Origin of the sequence: Lentzea sp. HUAS12, from assembly GCF_024125735.1 — a bacterium.
Lineage (GTDB): Bacteria > Actinomycetota > Actinomycetes > Mycobacteriales > Pseudonocardiaceae > Lentzea > Lentzea albida.
In genome coordinates, this window is the sequence record NZ_CP099738.1 from 3,893,124 (window position 1) to 3,909,662 (window position 16,539).

18 protein-coding genes are annotated in these 16,539 nt (G+C 70.5%); 9 read left to right on the forward strand and 9 right to left on the reverse strand.

Going from position 1 to position 16,539, the window contains the following annotated elements; all coding sequences use genetic code 11:
• Positions 1-57: 57 nt before the first annotated feature.
• The 4 genes from ND450_RS16985 (at position 58) to ND450_RS17000 (ending at position 5,300) form a co-directional block, all read left to right on the forward strand.
• Complete coding sequence (locus tag ND450_RS16985; RefSeq protein WP_371927770.1) at positions 58-1,422, forward strand: bifunctional phosphatase PAP2/diacylglycerol kinase family protein; 1,365 nt, start codon at positions 58-60, stop codon at positions 1,420-1,422.
• A gap of 87 nt (positions 1,423-1,509) precedes the next feature.
• Positions 1,510-2,265: an IclR family transcriptional regulator gene (locus ND450_RS16990; protein WP_253327085.1), complete on the forward strand. Its 756-nt coding sequence runs from the start codon at positions 1,510-1,512 to the stop codon at positions 2,263-2,265.
• Between the two features lie 52 nt (positions 2,266-2,317).
• Entirely contained in the window at positions 2,318-3,787 is a 1,470-nt protein-coding gene (glpK, locus tag ND450_RS16995; protein WP_253327086.1) for a glycerol kinase GlpK, read from the forward strand.
• A complete protein-coding gene (locus tag ND450_RS17000; protein ID WP_253327087.1) occupies positions 3,780-5,300 on the forward strand; it encodes a glycerol-3-phosphate dehydrogenase/oxidase in 1,521 nt (506 codons plus the stop codon). The genes glpK and ND450_RS17000 overlap by 8 nt, the downstream gene beginning before the upstream one ends.
• Here ND450_RS17000 and ND450_RS17005 read toward each other — a convergent pair.
• Together ND450_RS17005 and ND450_RS17010 are read right to left on the reverse strand one after the other, a co-directional pair.
• A complete protein-coding gene (locus tag ND450_RS17005; protein WP_253327088.1) occupies positions 5,297-6,049 on the reverse strand; it encodes an aminoglycoside phosphotransferase family protein in 753 nt (250 codons plus the stop codon). The two genes, ND450_RS17000 and ND450_RS17005, sit on opposite strands and share 4 nt — an antisense overlap.
• Before the next feature lie 80 nt (positions 6,050-6,129).
• Positions 6,130-6,549, reverse strand: a complete 420-nt coding sequence (locus ND450_RS17010) for a MarR family winged helix-turn-helix transcriptional regulator (protein ID WP_253327089.1) — start codon at positions 6,547-6,549, stop codon at positions 6,130-6,132.
• Positions 6,550-6,628: 79 nt separating this feature from the next.
• On the opposite strand from ND450_RS17010, the gene ND450_RS17015 reads away from it, so the two are divergent.
• Complete coding sequence (locus ND450_RS17015; protein WP_253327090.1) at positions 6,629-7,237, forward strand: maleylpyruvate isomerase family mycothiol-dependent enzyme; 609 nt, start codon at positions 6,629-6,631, stop codon at positions 7,235-7,237.
• On the opposite strand, the gene ND450_RS17020 is transcribed toward ND450_RS17015, so the two are convergent.
• On the reverse strand, positions 7,227-7,820 hold the full coding sequence (locus ND450_RS17020) for a GNAT family N-acetyltransferase (RefSeq protein ID WP_253327091.1): 594 nt from the start codon (positions 7,818-7,820) through the stop codon (positions 7,227-7,229). The genes ND450_RS17015 and ND450_RS17020 overlap by 11 nt on opposite strands.
• 149 nt (positions 7,821-7,969) lie before the next feature.
• On the opposite strand from ND450_RS17020, the gene ND450_RS17025 reads away from it, so the two are divergent.
• The 3 genes from ND450_RS17025 to ND450_RS17035 are packed head-to-tail and all read left to right on the forward strand — an operon-like array spanning position 7,970 to position 9,342.
• The gene (locus tag ND450_RS17025; protein ID WP_253327092.1) at positions 7,970-8,515 is read left to right on the forward strand and encodes a PadR family transcriptional regulator; all 546 of its coding nucleotides are present in this window, start codon (positions 7,970-7,972) and stop codon (positions 8,513-8,515) included.
• Positions 8,512-8,661, forward strand: coding sequence for a hypothetical protein (locus ND450_RS17030; protein WP_253327093.1), 150 nt, complete (start codon positions 8,512-8,514; stop codon positions 8,659-8,661). Before ND450_RS17025 ends, ND450_RS17030 begins: the two co-directional genes overlap by 4 nt.
• Positions 8,662-8,706: 45 nt before the next feature.
• Positions 8,707-9,342, forward strand: a complete 636-nt coding sequence (locus ND450_RS17035) for an alpha/beta fold hydrolase (protein ID WP_253327094.1) — start codon at positions 8,707-8,709, stop codon at positions 9,340-9,342.
• 335 nt (positions 9,343-9,677) lie between these two features.
• On the opposite strand, the gene prcA is transcribed toward ND450_RS17035, so the two are convergent.
• The 5 genes from prcA to ND450_RS17060 all read right to left on the reverse strand — a co-directional run bounded on the left by prcA (position 9,678) and on the right by ND450_RS17060 (position 15,614).
• Entirely contained in the window at positions 9,678-10,451 is a 774-nt protein-coding gene (prcA, locus tag ND450_RS17040; protein WP_089912023.1) for a proteasome subunit alpha, read from the reverse strand.
• Between the two features lie 34 nt (positions 10,452-10,485).
• On the reverse strand, positions 10,486-11,334 hold the full coding sequence (prcB, locus tag ND450_RS17045; RefSeq protein WP_253327095.1) for a proteasome subunit beta: 849 nt from the start codon (positions 11,332-11,334) through the stop codon (positions 10,486-10,488).
• A 49-nt stretch (positions 11,335-11,383) separates the two neighbouring features.
• Entirely contained in the window at positions 11,384-11,578 is a 195-nt protein-coding gene (locus ND450_RS17050; protein ID WP_030471529.1) for a ubiquitin-like protein Pup, read from the reverse strand.
• A 79-nt stretch (positions 11,579-11,657) separates the two neighbouring features.
• The gene (dop, locus tag ND450_RS17055) at positions 11,658-13,151 is read right to left on the reverse strand and encodes a depupylase/deamidase Dop (RefSeq protein WP_089912029.1); all 1,494 of its coding nucleotides are present in this window, start codon (positions 13,149-13,151) and stop codon (positions 11,658-11,660) included.
• 72 nt (positions 13,152-13,223) lie between these two features.
• Positions 13,224-15,614, reverse strand: coding sequence for an FtsX-like permease family protein (locus ND450_RS17060; protein WP_253327096.1), 2,391 nt, complete (start codon positions 15,612-15,614; stop codon positions 13,224-13,226).
• Positions 15,615-15,721: 107 nt separating this feature from the next.
• On the opposite strand from ND450_RS17060, the gene ND450_RS17065 reads away from it, so the two are divergent.
• Positions 15,722-16,210: an NUDIX hydrolase gene (locus ND450_RS17065; protein ID WP_253327097.1), complete on the forward strand. Its 489-nt coding sequence runs from the start codon at positions 15,722-15,724 to the stop codon at positions 16,208-16,210.
• Here ND450_RS17065 and ND450_RS17070 read toward each other — a convergent pair.
• Positions 16,197-16,532, reverse strand: coding sequence for an antibiotic biosynthesis monooxygenase (locus ND450_RS17070; protein WP_253327098.1), 336 nt, complete (start codon positions 16,530-16,532; stop codon positions 16,197-16,199). The genes ND450_RS17065 and ND450_RS17070 overlap by 14 nt on opposite strands.
• Positions 16,533-16,539: the final 7 nt, after the last annotated feature.

The following is a 16,539-nucleotide window of genomic DNA, read 5'->3' on the forward strand; positions in this document are numbered from 1 at the left end:
TTGCGGTTTAGTGTCGGAGGGGTGTGGAAACGGGTCAGCGCTCTCGACAAGAAGCTCATGAGCTCCTCCGCCGGACTGCCTCCGAGCAGGCTCGACAGGGGTTTGAAGAGGCTTTCGAAAGCCGCGAACCACAGCGTGCTGTGGTTCGTCATAGCGGCGATTCTGGCAACGGGCAAAGGGCCGTTCCGGCGTGGCGCGTTGCGGGGCCTCGCGGCCATCGCAGGGGCTTCTGCCAGCGCGAACCTGGTCGGGAAGTCACTTTTCCCGCGCCGCAGACCCGCCGCCGATCTGATCGGCCTGGACCGCCGCCTGTCGAAACGCCCGACGTCGTCGTCATTCCCGTCCGGTCACTCCGCGTCAGCGGCCGCTTTCGCCACGGCCGTGGCCATGGAATCGCCCAAAGCAGGCGTTGTGGTGGCCCCGATCGCCGCCGCCGTGGCTTATTCACGCGTGCACACGGGCGTTCATTGGCCGTCGGATGTCGCGGCCGGCGCGGCGGTAGGTGTCGGCGCCGCGTTCCTGACGCGACGGTGGTGGCCGCTCGGGATGAACGAGCCCGCGTCGGCCTACGAACACGCCGACCTGACGTCCCTGCAGGACGGCGACGGCCTGGTCGTCGTGGTCAACCCGTTCTCCGGCTTCGGCCCCGACCCGACGCCGCAGATCACCGAGGAGTGGCCGAAGGCGCAGGTCGTGTCGGTCGAGCAACTCGACGACCTGCCGGACGCGAAGGCACTGGGCGTCGCCGGCGGTGACGGCACGGTGGCCGCCGTGGCCGCCATCGCCGCCGAGCGCGACCTGCCGATGGTGCTCGTCCCGTCCGGCACGCTGAACCACTTCGCGCGCGACGTGGGCATCACCGGCCTGCACGACACGGCCCAGGCGGTGGCCGACGGCGTGGGCGTGCGGGTCGACCTGGCGCAGGTCAACGACCAGTGGTTCGTCAACACGGCCTCCCTCGGCGGCTACCCCGACATGGTGCGGATCCGCGAGAAGCTCGAGAAGCGCTGGGGCAAGTGGCCCGCCGCGGCGATCGCGATGTTCCGCGTCCTGCAGCGCGCCAAGCCGCTGCACATGACCATCGACGGCGACAAGCACCTGGTCTGGATGCTGTTCGTGGGCAACGGCCCGTACCGCCCGAAGGGCTTCGCGCCGACCATGCGCCCGCGGCTCGACGACGGCCTGCTCGACGTGCGTTTCGTCCGGGCGGACCGCAAGTACTCGCGGACCAGGTTCTTCCTGGGGGCACTGCTCGGGGCGCTGGAGCACTCGCGCATGTACAAGCACTTCGAGGTGGCCTCGCTGAACGTCGAGGTGCACGGGGCGCCCATCTCGATCGCGACGGACGGGGAGGTGCGCGAGCGGGCCAACCACTTCAGGTTCCGGTCGCGGGCGGCGGCGCTCGGGATCTACCGGCCGTAGGGGCGGCGGGCGTCGACTCGTAGGTGGGCGGTCACCCCGCCCACTCCTGTTCGACATTGTCGAACGATCGCAGCTAGAGTGGGGTGCGTGCCCGGCCCCATCCAGTCCATCCAGCGCGCGGCGGAGGTCCTCAAACTCCTCGCCCACGGCGGCGCGCACCAACTGAGCGTCGGCGAAATTGCGCGCGCCCTGGACCTGGCGAAACCGACGGTCCACGGCATCCTGCGCACCCTGCAGGAGGTCGGGTTCGTCGAGCAGGAGGTCGAGGGCGGCAAGTACCGCCTGGGCGCCGCCCTGTTCCAGATCGGCACGTCCTACCTCGACGGCAACGAGCTGCGCGCCAAGGCGCTGAACTGGTCGGACACGTTGGCAATGCGTGCGCGCGAGGCGGTGCGCATCGGGGTGATGCACGGCAAGCACGTGCTCGTCGTGCATCACGTGTTCCGGCCGGACAACAGCCGGCAGACCCTCGACACCGGGGCGTTGCTGCCGTGGCACGCGACGGCGCTGGGCAAGGCTCTGGTCGCGTTCGGCGAGTGGCCCGACGGCGAGCTGCAGGCCTTCACCCGGCACACCCTCAACCCCGACCAGCTCTCCCTCGCGATGAACGAGGTCCGCGACCGCGACTGGGCCTACGACCTGCACGAACTCGTCGAGGGCGAGGCCTCGGTCGCCGCCCCGATCCGCGACCGGCGGGGCGTGGCGGTGGGCGCCATCGGCATCTCCGGACCGGTCGAGCGGTTGTGCGACTCGCCGGACCAGCCTCCCCGCCTCGAACTCGTCTCCTACGTACGTGAGGCAGCTCGCAGCGTCTCCCGCGAGCTCGGCGGGCTCTCCTGGTAGTAGTGTGGGATCGTTCGACATTGTCGAATGGTTCGCACAAGGGAGTGTGCACGTGGCTTACATCGCGGCGATCGACCAGGGCACGACGTCGTCCCGGTGCATCGTGTTCGACCAGTCCGGCGGGATCGTGTCGGTCGCTCAGCGCGAGCACCGCCAGATCTTCCCGAAGCCGGGGTGGGTGGAGCACGACGCGACCGAGATCTGGACGAACGTGCAGGCCGTCGTGCGCGACGCCCTTGCCCACGCTTCTCTCTCGTTCGGCGACATAGCGGCGTTCGGCATCACGAACCAACGCGAGACCACGGTCGTGTGGGACCGTCAGACCGGCGAGCCCGTGCACAACGCGATCGTCTGGCAGGACACGCGCACGGACGCGTTGATCAAGCGGCTGGGCGACCAGGACAGGTTCCGCGAACGCTCGGGCCTGCCGCTCGCGACCTACTTCTCCGGTCCGAAGCTGCGCTGGCTGCTCGACAACGTCGAGGGGCTGCGCGCGCGGGCCGAGGCCGGCGAGGTCCTGTTCGGCACCATGGACACCTGGCTGATCTGGAACCTGACCGGCCGCCACGTCACGGACGTCACCAACGCGTCGCGGACCATGCTGATGAACCTGGAGACCCTGGACTGGGACCAGGAGCTGGTCGAAGCGATGGACGTTCCCCGCCGGATGCTGCCCGAGATCCGCTCCTCCTCCGAGGTGTACGGCACCTACGAGGACGTGCCCGTCGCGTCGGCGCTCGGCGACCAGCAGGCCGCGCTGTTCGGCCAGACCTGCTTCGAGCCCGGCGAGGGCAAGTGCACCTACGGCACGGGCGCATTCCTGCTGATCAACACCGGGAGCAAGCCGGTGCGGTCGCAGAACGGCCTGCTCACGACCGTCGGGTACCAGATCGGCGACGAACCCGCCGCGTACGCGCTGGAAGGCGCGGTCGCGGTGACGGGCGCGCTGGTGCAGTGGTTCCGCGACAAGGTCGGGCTGATCTCGTCGGCCGCGGAGATCGAGACGCTCGCACGGACCGTGGACGACAACGGCGGTGCGTACTTCGTGCCCGCGTTCTCCGGACTGTTCGCACCGCACTGGCGCAGTGACGCCCGTGGCGTGATCGCGGGTCTGACGGGCTACATCTCGCGCGGGCACCTCGCACGCGCCGTTCTGGAGGCATCGGCGTGGCAGACGCGTGAGGTCGTGGACGCGATGAACGCCGACAGCGGTGTCGACCTCACGACGTTGCGCGTCGACGGCGGCATGACGGCGAACAACCTGCTCATGCAGTTCCTGTCGGACGTGCTGGACGTACCGGTGGTGCGCCCGATCGTGGCCGAGACGACGTGCCTCGGCGCGGCGTACGCGGCCGGTCTCGCGGTGGGCTACTGGAGCTCCACCGACGAGCTGAAGGCCAACTGGCACAAGGCGGCCGAGTGGGAGCCGTCGATGGAACCGGCCGCCCGCGACAAGGGCTACCGGAAGTGGAAGAAGGCGGTCGAGCGGACCGTCGGGTGGATGGACGAGGACGATGACTGAGCTTTCACAGAGGGACAGGGCTCGCGAAGAGCTCCAGCACGGCAAGTTCGACGTCGTCGTGGTCGGCGGCGGCATCCTGGGCATCGCGACCACGTGGGCCGCGGCCCGCTCCGGCCTGCGGGTCGCCCTGGTCGAGAGCGGCGACTTCGCGGGCGCCACGTCGTCCGCGTCCTCGAAGCTCGTGCACGGCGGCCTGCGCTACCTGGCGATGGGCCCGTCGGCCGTGCCGATGGTGCACGAGAACCACAAGGAACGCCGCGCGCTGGGCGACCGCCTGGCCCCGCACCTGGTGCGCCCGCTGCCGTTCCTCGTCCCCGTCTACAAGGGAGGCCCGCACAGCCGGTTCGTGCTCGGTGCGGGCGTCACGCTGTACTCCGCGCTGTCGGGCTTCGGCGACGGCGCGGGCAAGGTCCTGTCGGCGCGCAGGGCTGCGGAGTGGGTGCCTGACCTGCGCGCCGACGGTCTGCGCGGTGCCGCGATGTACTACGACCACCAGATGAACGACAGCCGCGTGGCGATCACCGCCGCCCGCGCCGCCGCCGAGGCCGGGGCCGTGCTGCTCAACCACATCTCGGTCGTGGGCCTGCGCAGGACCGGTTCCCGTGTGTCCGGTGTGGACCTGCGCGACGCGCTCGGCGAGTTCGGGGTGGACGCGAAGGTCGTCGTGAACGCGACCGGTCCGTGGCTGGACGTGCTGCGGCGCATGGAGGATCCGGCCGCCGACCCGTCGATCCGCCTGTCCAAGGGCTCGCACCTGGTGCTCCGGCAGACCTCGGAGTGGAAGGCCGCGCTGACGATCCCGGTCGATGACGTGCGCGTGTCGTTCGCGATCCCGTGGGAGGGCCACCTCCTGCTCGGCACCACCGACGAGGCCTACGAGGGCGACCCGGCGGCGGTCGCCTGCACCGACGCCGACGTCGACCAGATCCTCGGCGAGGCGGGCACCGCGGTGTCCGGACTGGACCGTTCGCGGATCGCCTACACGTTCGCGGGCCTGCGGGTCCTGCCCGGCGGCCCCGGCGACACCTCGCACGCCAAGCGCGAGACGGTGATCACCGCGGGCTCCGGCGGCATGATCAGCGTGGCCGGCGGCAAGTGGACGACGTTCCGCAAGATCGGCGCCACCGTCCTGGCCCGCGTGAACTCCGAGCTCGGCCGCACCTTCGACGGCCCGCTCGACGGAGTCGCGCTGCCCGGCTCGGCCCTGCCCGACACCGTGGGATCCGTGCTGGGCCACGCCTACGACGCGCTGCCCGACGACGTGGTCCGCCACCTCGCCACGCACTACGGCACCACCTCGCACGAGGTCGTCGCCCTCGGCCTGGAGAACCCGGCGCTGCTGGAGCGCGTCCACCCGGACGGCCCGGACATCTGGGCGCAGGTCGAGCACGCCCGCCGCACCGAGTGGGCGTCCGAAGTGGACGACGTGCTGCGCCGCCGCACGACCGTGATGGTGCGCGGCCTCGACTCCCCCGAGGTGCGCAGCAGGGTGTCGGAACTGCTCGCGTCCTAGAGGGCCATGGCGCGTTCCACGAGGTACTCGGCCAGTTCGGGTGCCGAGTGGAACGCGCTGCGCACCGCCAGCGCCCCGTCGCACCCCAGCACGACCTCTTCCCGTGACACAGCGCGGTTCTCGAGCCGCAGGCCCTCCAGGTAGGCGTCGATCACCGCCTCCCGCACGGGTGGCAGGTCCGCGACCGCCATCCGCCCGGCCTGGGCGAGCCCGACGAGCAACTGGCCGAGGTCGGCGCCCACCGGGTTCGGGCACTGCCAGCCGACGTCGATCACCACGAACGACTCGGGATCGTCCCGCGGCACCAGCAGGTTCTGCGGGCACGCGTCGTTGTGCCCGGTCGCCTGCGGCAGCGCCTCCAGCCGTGCCAGGATCTCGGGGATCCTCGCGGCGAGCGGCGAGCAGTCCGGCCGCAGGAACGCCTCGCGGACGAGCCTCGCCTCGTACAGCACGCGCAACGCCCGTCCCGGCGCGTCGCCGAACCGGCGCCCCGCCCAGCGGCCGAGCGCCAGCGCGGCCCGGCGGAACCTCGGCAGGTCCCACTCCACCGCGGCGCAGCGCACGTCCTCCAGCCACAACCCCACACGGTCGCCGAGGTCGTCGACGCGCAGCACGCGCGGGCGGCGCATCCCCGGTGGCAGAGCGAAGTCCGACAGCAGGAACTCCGCCTCGTCCCGCCACGGGAAGTCGCCGACCACGTCCGCCAGAGCGGCCGGGATCCGCGGCCGGCGCAGGACCTTGACGAACACCGACCCGTCCGCCGACACGACCCGGTAGAGCGCCGCGGTGGTCGCGGCGACCGGCCGGAACGCGATCGGCGCGACGCGGGTCAGCGGTAGGGATCCGTGATCTCGCCCAGCATCTCGAGCGCCTCGCGCAGCTGGGTCATGCGGCGCTTGCCGATGTGCTCTTCCCATTCCGCCTCGATCCTGGCCAGCTCCGCGTTCGCCACGGGCACGGCCTCCTTCGCCTTCTCGGTGACCTTCACGAGCCGCGCCCTGCCGTCCGCCGGGTCGGGCACCCGTTCCACGTAGCCCGCCTTCTCCAGCTGGTCCACGAGGAACCCGGCGGTCTGCTTGGTCACCTGGGCCGACTCCGCCAGCACGGTGAGCCGCGTCCCGTCCGGGTCGACGCGCATCAGCACCCGCGCCTGCGCCTGGGTCACCTCGAAGCCCGCGGCGTTGACCGCGGCCAGGACGCGGTTCTCCACGTCCCGGTTCGGGATGAAGAGCAGCAGACCGATGTTCACCCGGAACTCCCCTTGTCTTTGGTCAGCCTCTCTGATTAAAGTAGTCAGTCCATCGAACTAAATCAAGAAGAGGTTCGCCATGGACGACACCCAGGTGTGGCAAACGATCGACTCCGAACGCGCGGCGACCGCCGACCTGCTCGCCGGCCTCACCGAGGTCGAGTGGACCTACCCGTCGCTCTGCGAGGGCTGGACGGTGCGCGAGGTCGCGGCCCACCTGTCGCTCGCCCACCGGATCAGCGTGGGCGGAGCGTTCAAGGCGTTCGTCAGAGCCCGCGGCAGCTTCAACCGCCTGGTCGACCAGACCGCGCGCGACGAGGCCCGCAGACCGACGGCCGAACTCGTTTCAGAGCTGCGCGGCGCTGTCGGCCTCCACAGGCTCGCGCCGGGCCAGACGCTCAAGAACGCACTGCTCGACACCCTGGTCCACGCACAGGACATCGCCCTGCCTCTCGGCGTCGAACGCCACATGCCGACCGACGCCGCCGTCGTCGTGGCCGACGACCTGTGGCGCATGGGCTTCCCGTTCCACGCGCGCCGCAGGCTGGCCGGGCACCGCCTGACCGCCACCGACGCGGACTGGTCGGTGGGCGAGGGCGCCGAGATCAGCGGCCCGATCGAGGCCCTGGTCATGCTGCTCGCGGGCCGCACCGCGACGATCCCGCGCCTGACGGGCATCACGGTCTGAGGTCGCGCACCACCCTCCGGCACACGTGCACCCGCTCGAACCGCTGCCGCAACTCGGCCTCCCGCTCGATCCGGGCGCACAACACCGCCCCGACGGGCTCCAGCCCGAGCTTCGCGCTCAGCACCGTGCCCACCTCCGCCGGCGAGGCGTACACCCGCAGGTACCGGCCGTCCTCGACGAACCCGTTGCGCCCGAACCACTTCAGCGCCGGCACGTCCTCGCTGGTCCACGCGTCGACCCTGCGCACACCGAACCGCTCGAGCCGCTGCACGGCCTCGGCCAGCAACGCCGTCGCGACGCCCTGCCCCTGGAGGTCGGGGTGCACGACGACCGTCTCGATCGTCGCGTCCGGCCCCGGCACCGACACGTCCAGGACGCCGACCACCTCACCGTCGACCGCCACCAACTCCAGGTCGGCGCGGCGCTTGGCCGGCCAGACGTCGTCGTAGCAGGTCGTTCCCAGCAACCCGAGCACCCGGCAGCGCAGCCACGACACCTCGTCGGCCTGCTCGTAGTCGCGGACCTCCTGCCGTCCAGGCCCCCGGCGAACCTCGGGTCTCTCCCACGCCCCCAGCAAGCTCAACCTTCCCGTTCTCCCAGGCGCGGCGCCGGTCAAGCCCCTCGCCTCGTCCACCTGGCACCCACCAGAGTTCCGGATGTGAGGCAGGCTCGCACGCGACTTTCGCCGTCACCGTTTGCCAGGGACATACTCAGTATGCATACTCGGTATGCGTGTCGGTCAAACACGGTCTGCTCGCGCTGCTGGAGCGCGGGCCCATGTACGGCTACCAGCTGCGGGTGGCGTTCGACTCGGCCACCGGCGGCACGTGGCCGTTGAACATCGGGCAGGTCTACACGACGTTGTCGCGCCTCGAACGCGACGACCTGGTCGCCGCGCTGCCCGAGAACGAGGGCCAGCGCCCCTACGAGATCACCGCGGGCGGCCGCGACGAGCTGAGGAAGTGGTTCGCCACGCCCGTGCAGCGCGGTGACCGGCCGCGCGACGAGGTGGCGATCAAGCTCGCCCTGGCGATCACCACGCCGGGCGTCGACGTCGCCAAGGTCGTGATGACCCAGCGCACGGCCACGATGCGCACGGTGCAGGAGTACACGAGGCTCAAGACCCAGCCGGGCGAACTGCCGTGGCTGCTCGTGGTCGACGCGATGATCTTCCAGGCCGAGGCCGAGCTGCGCTGGCTCGACCACTGCGAGGCGAGCCTGCTGCGCGACGACCCCCGGCCCGCGCCCGACACCGCGGACGTCGAGGTGCCGAGATGACCGCACTCGAGTTGCAGGACGTGCACCGCGCCCACGACGCCGGCGACACGGCGGTCAACGCTCTCAACGGCATCTACCTCACCGTCGCATTCGGCGAACTCGTCGCCGTGATGGGCGCGTCCGCTCCGGCAAATCGACGCTGCTGAACCTCTGCGGCGGCCTCGACAGCAGCTCGCGGTTAGCCTGCCACCATGACCACCTTCGCCATAGCGCACGGAGGGGGCGACGTCGGCTGGTCGTGGCACCTGGTAGCACACGCCTTGCAGGCCAAGGGCCACACCGCAGTAGCGCCGGACCTCCCGATCGAAGACGAGTCGAAAGACCTGACGGACTGGGCCACAACACTGATCGAGGCCCTCCCGTCCACAGAGGACGTGGTCGTAGTAGGCCACTCCTTCGGCGGTTTCGTGGCCCCACTGGCCGCAGAACGCCTCAACGCCTCAGCACTGGTCCTGGTCTCGGCCATGATCCCGGCCCCAGGCGAGGCACCAGGCGACTGGTGGGCCAACACGGGCTACGAGGACCCGGGCCTGGAGGACGCGTTCTTCCACGACGTCCCACCAGCCCTGGCAGCAGAGGCGCGGAAACGGGAACGAGGCATGGCCGAGACCCCGATGGCCAAGCCCTGGCCTCTCACCAAGATGCCGGACGTGCCAACGCACTTCATCCTGTGCACAGAGGACCGCTTCTTCACACCGGCCTTCATGCGGAGGGTGATCGCAGACCGGCTGGGCGACATCAAGCCGGTGGAGCTGGCGGCGGGACACTGCGCCTCCCTGAGCAAACCGAACGAGCTCGCAACCCTGCTGACCGCCTGCGCACGCTGACACAACAACACGCCAGCCGCGATGCCGAAGGCGAGCCGTGCGATCGGTGCGATGCCGCAGGTGAGCCGTCTTCAGCAAAGAGGAACCGGCGGTGGGGTCCCATCACGAGTCGCGCCATAGCTCTTGCTGCTCTAAGCAACAGGCGTGCCATCAGCCTGCCCACGGCGCTACCCGCTGATCAGATTGCCGGGGTCTGGGGGCAGAGCCCCAGGGGAAGCACGCAAGGCGACCAGGGAGCCCGCAACCCCAACCACCCGCAATAGCGCTCGCAGCCACCCCAAAACAAAGCAAAAGGCCCCCAGCCACAAGCCAGGGGCCCCGCCAACCCAACCGCCCTACTTGGACTCACCCTCCGAGTCCTCAGCAGGCAGTTCCACATCCTCAACAGCCTTCCCGTCCTTGACAGGAGCAGGCATCAAAGCATCGAGCGCAGCCCCGGCGATCCGCCGGAAAGCCCGCCGAGGCCGTGCCCGCTCCAGAACAGCAACCTCCAACTTGGCAGCCGGAAGCAACTCAGCGGACCCGTTCCCAGTGGACGGCGACCCGGCCGACAAGGCCTTCACCGCCACCGGAACGGCCTCGGCCAACGACAATCCGTCGGCGAAGGCCTCCTTCAACGCCGTGTTGGCGGCGTCCACGGTGCCGCCCATCACGATGTACTGGGGCTCGTCGACGATCGACCCGTCGTAGGTCAACCGGTACAGCGTGTCGGCCGCGGACGAGTCCCCGACCTCGGCCACCGCGATCTCCACCTCGAACGGCTTGATCTGTTCGGTGAAGTAGGTGCCCAGCGTGGTGGCGTAGACGTTCGCCAACGACCTCGAGGTGACGTCCCGGGGGTCGTTCTGGTAGCCGCGGACGTCAGCGAACCGGATCCCTGCCTGGCGCAGGTTCTCGAACTCGCTGTAGCGGCCGACGGCGGCGAAGCCGATGCGGTCGTAGATCTCCGAGACCTTGTGCAGGGTGCTGGAGGGGTTTTCCGCGACGAACAGAATGCCGTCCGCGTACTTCAGCACGATGACGCTGCGACCCCTGGCGATGCCCTTGCGGGCGTACTCCGAGCGGTCGCGCATCACCTGCTCTGCCGATGCGTACAGCGGCATCGTCATGGGTGGTGCTCCTGACGTCGAACCTGTGGGGGACTCAGCCTGCGGGGCGGGACCTGCGGCCTTCGACGACCGCGTCGGCGACCGTGGCGACCTGGAGTTCCGGCACCTCAACCGCGCCGTCGGCGCCGTTGATCGTGACCACTACCGGGTAGAGGCGGCGGACCGGGTCCGGGCCGCCCGTGGCCGAGTCGTCGTCGGCCGCGTCGTACAGCGCCTCGATGACCGAACGGATCGCGGCGTCCGCGTCGGCGTCCGGGTCGTAGAGCTTCTTCAGCGCCGACTTCGCGAACAGCGAGCCGGAGCCGACGGCCTGGTAACCCTGCGACTCCTCGTAGCGGCCACCGGTGACGTCGTAGGACACGATGCGGCCCGCGCGCTCGGGATCCGCCGCCGAGGTGTCGTACCCGGCGAACAGGGGCACCACGGCGAGGCCTGCCATGGCCGCGTCGAGGTTGCCCCTGATCATCGCCGAGAGGCGGTTCGCCTTGCCGTCCAGCGACAGCGGCACGCCCTCGATCTTCTCGTAGTGGCGCAGCTCCACCGTGTACAGGCGCACGATCTCGATCGCGATGCCGGCCGTGCCCGCGATGCCGACGGCCGAGTGGTCGTCGGTGACGAAGACCTTCTTCATGTCGCGCTGGGCGATCACGTTGCCCATCGTCGCGCGCCGGTCACCGGCGATCACGACACCACCCTTGTAGGTGGCGGCGACGATCGTCGTCCCGTGCGGGGCCTGGACGGTCCCCTCCGGGAGCTTCCGGGCACCAGGCAGCATGTCGGGTGCCTGGGCCCGCAGGAAGTCCGTGAACGACGACGAGCCCGGCGTGAGGTACGCAGCGGGCAGCGCCGCGGCCGGGTAACGCCCGGTCGAGCTGTTGTCCATGTGTTGGTTGTTCTCCCGTCCCCGAGGTGGTCCGCAGGCCCCCGAAGGCCTACTGACCACCCTTCTGCACGTATGCGCGGACGAAGTCCTCCGCGTTCTCCTCGAGCACGTCGTCGATCTCGTCGAGGATCGCGTCCACGTCCTCGCCGAGCTTCTCGCGGCGTTCCTGACCTGCTCCGGCGGCGTCGTCCGCACCGTCGTCGCCGTCGCCACCGCCCTGGCGCTGCTTCTGTTCCTGGGACATCTCGGCCTCCCACTGACTCGCCTGACAAGAACACTACCCAGCGGCACCGACAAAAACCCTGAGCCACTCGGGTAGACGATCACCCGCGGGTCAGCGCGTCCACCAGCTGCTCGGCGGTGTCGGAGGCCTCCAGCAGCGCTCCGACGTGGGCTTTCGTGCCCCGGAGGGGTTCGAGCGTCGGAATCCGCACGAGCGATTCCCGACCGAGGTCGAAGATCACCGAATCCCACGAGGCGGCCGCGACGGAGGTCGGGTAGCGCTCCAGGCACCGGCCGCGGAAGTACGCACGCGTGTCCTCGGGCGGCGTGGTGATGGCCGCGCGGACCTCTTCCTCGCTCACGAGGCGCTTCATCGAGCCGCGCGCCACCAGGCGGTTGTAGAGACCCTTGTCGAGGCGCACGTCGGAGTACTGCAGGTCGACCAGGTTGAGCCGGGCCGCGCCCCACTCCAGGCCGTCGCGCTGCCGGTAGCCCTCGAGCAGCCGCAGCTTCGCGACCCAGTCGAGCCGGTCGGCGCACTCCGCCGGGTCGCGCGCGAGCGCGTCGAGCACCTCGCCCCAGATCCGCAGGACGTCGCGGTCGCCGACGCCCTCCTTCTCGACGAACGCGGTCGCGCGCTCGTGGTAGGCGAACTGCACGTCGAGGCCGGTGAACTTGCGCCCGCCGGTCATCTCGACCTTGGTCTTGAGGGTCGGGTCGTGGCTGATCTGGTGCACCGCGCGCACCGGGTCGACCATGCGCAGGTCGTCGAACCGCTGCCCGGCCTCGATCATGTCGAGCACCAGGGACGTGGTGCCGACCTTGAGGTACGTGGAGTACTCGGCCAGGTTCGCGTCGCCGATGATGACGTGCAGGCGGCGGTACTTGTCCGCGTCCGCGTGCGGCTCGTCGCGCGTGTTGATGATGCCGCGCTTCAACGTCGTCTCGAGGCCGACCTCGACCTCGATGTAGTCGGCGCGCTGGGAGAGCTGGTAGCCCGCCTCCTCGCCGGACTGCCCGATGCCGACGCGCCCCGAACCGGTCACGACCTGGCGCGACACGAAGAACGGCGTCAAGCCGGCGATCACGGACGTGAACGGCGTGGACCGCTGCATCAGGTAGTTCTCGTGCGTGCCGTACGACGCGCCCTTGCCGTCGACATTGTTCTTGTACAGCTGCAGGCGGGGCTGGCCCGGCACGGAGGCGGCCTTGATCGCGGCCTCCTCCATCACCCGCTCCCCCGCCTTGTCCCAGATCACCGCGTCGCGCGCGTTGGTGACCTCGGGAGCCGAGTACTCGGGGTGCGCGTGGTCGACGTAGAGCCGCGCGCCGTTGGTGAGGATGACGTTGGCCGCGCCCAGGTCCTCGACGTCGGAGTCGGCGGGGTGGCCGCCGGGCGAGCCCAGGTCGAACCCGCGGGCGTCGCGCAACGGCGACTCCACCTCGTAGTCCCAGCGCGCCCGCCGGGCCCGCGGTATGTCCGCCGCCGCCGCGTACGCGAGAACCACCTGTGTCGAAGTGAGCACCGGGTTCGCGGTCGCGTCGCCCGGCACTGAGATGCCGTACTCGACTTCGGTTCCCATGATCCGCCGCATACGCAACACCTTATGACCTGACCCCGACAACAGCGTGAGGGGAGCTTCACGGTGAAGCTCCCCTCACCCTATTCACCCGGACGCCAATCCGGCTGCAGGCCGGATCCTCGAAGCGCCGCGAGAAGGCCCGAACGCGGCCACGACGGCGAGCAGCACGACGATCACCGCGCCCGTGACCAGCGGCAACACCACCCTGGGCCCGGGCAGCGTCAGCGGGAGGCCGATCGACAGGAACGCGACCTCCGCGTAGGCGAACCCGAGCACGCCTCCCCCGACGACCCCGACGAGGGCCAGCATGACCGCTTCGGCGACGACCCCGCCCTGCAGTCCGCCTCGAGTGACGCCCAAGGCGCGCCGGAGGGCGAGCTCCTTGCGGCGCTCCTGGACGGAGATGGTCAGCGCGGTGCCGATACCGGTCACGGCCACCGCCACGGACAGTCCGAGCAGCACCATCATCAGCACGGTGCCGAGGTGCATGTACCGGGCGGCCTCGGCGCGTTCGTCCGCGTCGGTCCGCACGATCACGGTGGGGTTGTTCGGCAGCGCGGCCTGCAGCGAGGACCGGAACTGGGCCGGGTCGACACCCGGCTGCAACGCGACGAGCACCTTCGCGGCCGGTCCCGACGTGGGGCCGGCGACGATCGGCGTGTAGCCCGTGATGCTGCCGGGAACGGTGCCGACCACCTTGTACTGCACGCCACCGGCCTCGACGAACGCCCGGTCCTCCCAGTGCGGGGGCACGATGGCGGTCCCGGCGGTGAGCTGCTCGGCACCGGTCACGTTCTGCGCCTTGAGCCACGTCCTGAACTGGTCGGGGTCGACGCTCGCGGCGCCGTCCCCCGTCCCGTGCAGCACCACCGAGGCCGCCACGCCCGGCTGCGCGGGGATCTCCGGCAGCGGCCGGTCCCCCGCGTCCACCACGGTCGCGTCCGGGCGCTCTTCGTTGGCGTACTGGAACGTCAGTTCCTCGGCGCCCCCGAGCACGACCAGGAAGAAGGTCACCATCGAGCTCGCCAGCAGCAACGGCAGCGCCACCGAGGCCGACCGCTGCGGCATCCTGCGCACCTCGGCGCCCGCGAGCTTCCACTGCGTCCCCCCGATCCTGCCGAACAGCCGCGCGATCAACGGGACCGTGACCGGCCCGAGGATCCAGAACAGGCCGGTCACCGCGGCGATCGCGGAGAACGTCACGGCGAGAGGGGCGGCGGACGTGCCCTTGGCGGCGATCGCGGCCATGGCGAGCAGCGCGGCGCCACCGGTGAACAGCACGCCGAACACGAGCCGAAGGCGACGCACGGAACGAGGCGTTACCTCGCTGTCCGCGTCACGCAGAGCGGCAAGAGGCGATACACGCGCGGCGTTCAGAGCAGGGCGCACGGCGGCGATGACGCTCAACACCGCGGCGACGACGACTCCGAGGACCACGTACCCGAGCGACGGCAGCAGTTCCGGGCTCAGCTGCACCGCGCCGAACAGCGCGGAGATGCCGGTGACGTCGAACGTCCTGGCCAGCAGCCACGCCGTCGGCCCGCCGAGCAACGCGCCCGCGACACCGGCCAGCGCGCCCGTCACGAAAGCCTCGAACAGGCTCCTGCGCACCAACGGCCCGCGCTGGGCACCGATGCACCGCAGCAACGCCGTCTGCCGCTGCCGTTGCGCGTAGACGGCCCGGAACGTGGCCGCCGCGACGAACACCGCCGTGGCCAGCGCGAGCACGCTGAACGGCAGCAGGATGAACGTCAGCTCGTTGCCGATGCTGTCCGCGTCCGGCGCCGGGTCCCACACGGCGTACGACGCTCCTGCGGCGGCTGTGACGGCGTCGCGGCTGCCGCCGAGCACCCAGATCTCCTTGGTGAACGGCTGGGGGTCGAGCTTCTTCGCGAGATTCGGTCCGGCGACCAGGACCGGCCGCGCGTCGAGCCCGCCCTTCTTCATGACACCGCTGACGGTCACCTCGACCGGCTTGCCGTCGGCGGCGGCGAGCCGCACCCGGTCACCTGGCTTCAGCCCGCGTTCGTACGCGGTGATCTTGTCGACGGCGACCTCACCGTCCGAGGCCGGTGCCTTCCCCTCGGCGAGCGGCCAGCGCACCAGGTCCGGCTGCTGGACGTGCACCTCGGCGCGGTGCTCCCCGGCACGGCCGCCGGCGTCGAGCAGGTCGGCCTGCGCCACCTGCACCGGCACGGCCCTGGCGACGGAGGAGAGCCTGGCCAGCACCGCGGCGTCGAGCACCGGGCGGTCCGCCTCGGCCGTTCCGTACTCCGCGGGCTTGATGTCCACCACGTGGCTCACGGAGGACGGGGTGAGGGGCGCGCCCTCGTCGACCGACCTGGTGAGCGCGTCGCTCAGCACCAGGGCGGCCAGCAGGCAGGCCACGCCGACGACGAGCGCGACGCCGGGCAGCAGCGCGCGGCCCGGCCGGGCGCGGAACTCGGCGACGCCGAGCCGCAGGGAAGTGGACACGGATCCTCCTCGGTGACGTCTGACGGTCCCGAAGGTAGGAAGGAAGGCGATCAGCGGGCGTCGGACTGGGGTAGCAAGCTCGCGTACGACCACAGGAGGACACCGGGATGATCACCCTCTACGACGAGGACGCGAACGCCATCGGCGAGGTGACGCGCGAACGGATGCGCGCCGAGAACCTCTGGCACGGCTGCGTGCTGACGGTCGTCTTCTCGACCGACGGCGAACGGATCTACGTGCACCGGCGCACCGACACCAAGGACATCTTCCCCGGCCTGTACGACTTCTCGGCGGGTGGCGTGATCGACGCCGGCGAGACCCCGGACGAGACCGCCGCCCGCGAACTGCGCGAGGAGCTCGGCGTCGAGAGCCCGCTGACGCCGTTGTTCAAGACGACCTACGTCGACGAACTGACGCGCTACCACGCGTGGGTCTACGAGACGCGCAGCGACGGCCCGTTCACCCACCAGCCCGAGGAGGTCGCCTGGGGCGGGTGGATGGCGGCGGACGAGGTGCGCGCGAAGATCGAGGACCCGGACTGGCCGCTCGTGCCGGACGGCAGGGCGATCGGCCGGGAGTGGCTCAGGCGCGCTTGAACCCGTGGCTGCGCTCGACCTTCGCGATGTGCAGCGTGTAGCTGTCGTACCAGTCATCCCGCCCGCGCTGTTGCGCCGCCCGGTGCTCGGCGTTGGTGCGCCACTGCTTCAGGGCCTCGGCGTCGCGGAAGTAGCCGACGGTGATGCCGAGCCCGCCGGGGTTCTGCGCGTGGTCCATCCCGAGGTAGCCGGGGACGTCCCGCACCAACTCCTCCATGCGCGCGTTGGTCTCGGCGTAGCCGTCCTGGTCCTGGGTCCGCACGGTCGTGAAGATCGCCGCGTAGTAAGGGGGTTCGAAAGCCGGGAGGGGTGCGTCGCTCACAGGCGTC

Bases quoted from the DNA above. Each gene is read 5' to 3' on its own strand.
- ND450_RS16985 (WP_371927770.1), top strand. From the start codon at position 58: ATGAGCTCCTCCGCCGGACTGCCTCCGAGCAGGCTCGACAGGGGTTTG.
- ND450_RS17000 (WP_253327087.1), top strand. From the start codon at position 3,780: ATGACTGAGCTTTCACAGAGGGACAGGGCTCGCGAAGAGCTCCAGCAC.
- ND450_RS17015 (WP_253327090.1), top strand. From the start codon at position 6,629: ATGGACGACACCCAGGTGTGGCAAACGATCGACTCCGAACGCGCGGCG.
- ND450_RS17030 (WP_253327093.1), top strand. From the start codon at position 8,512: ATGACCGCACTCGAGTTGCAGGACGTGCACCGCGCCCACGACGCCGGC.
- ND450_RS17035 (WP_253327094.1), top strand. From the start codon at position 8,707: ATGACCACCTTCGCCATAGCGCACGGAGGGGGCGACGTCGGCTGGTCG.
- prcA (WP_089912023.1), bottom strand. From the start codon at position 10,451: ATGACGATGCCGCTGTACGCATCGGCAGAGCAGGTGATGCGCGACCGC.
- prcB (WP_253327095.1), bottom strand. From the start codon at position 11,334: ATGGACAACAGCTCGACCGGGCGTTACCCGGCCGCGGCGCTGCCCGCT.
- ND450_RS17050 (WP_030471529.1), bottom strand. From the start codon at position 11,578: ATGTCCCAGGAACAGAAGCAGCGCCAGGGCGGTGGCGACGGCGACGAC.
- dop (WP_089912029.1), bottom strand. From the start codon at position 13,151: ATGCGGCGGATCATGGGAACCGAAGTCGAGTACGGCATCTCAGTGCCG.
- ND450_RS17065 (WP_253327097.1), top strand. From the start codon at position 15,722: ATGATCACCCTCTACGACGAGGACGCGAACGCCATCGGCGAGGTGACG.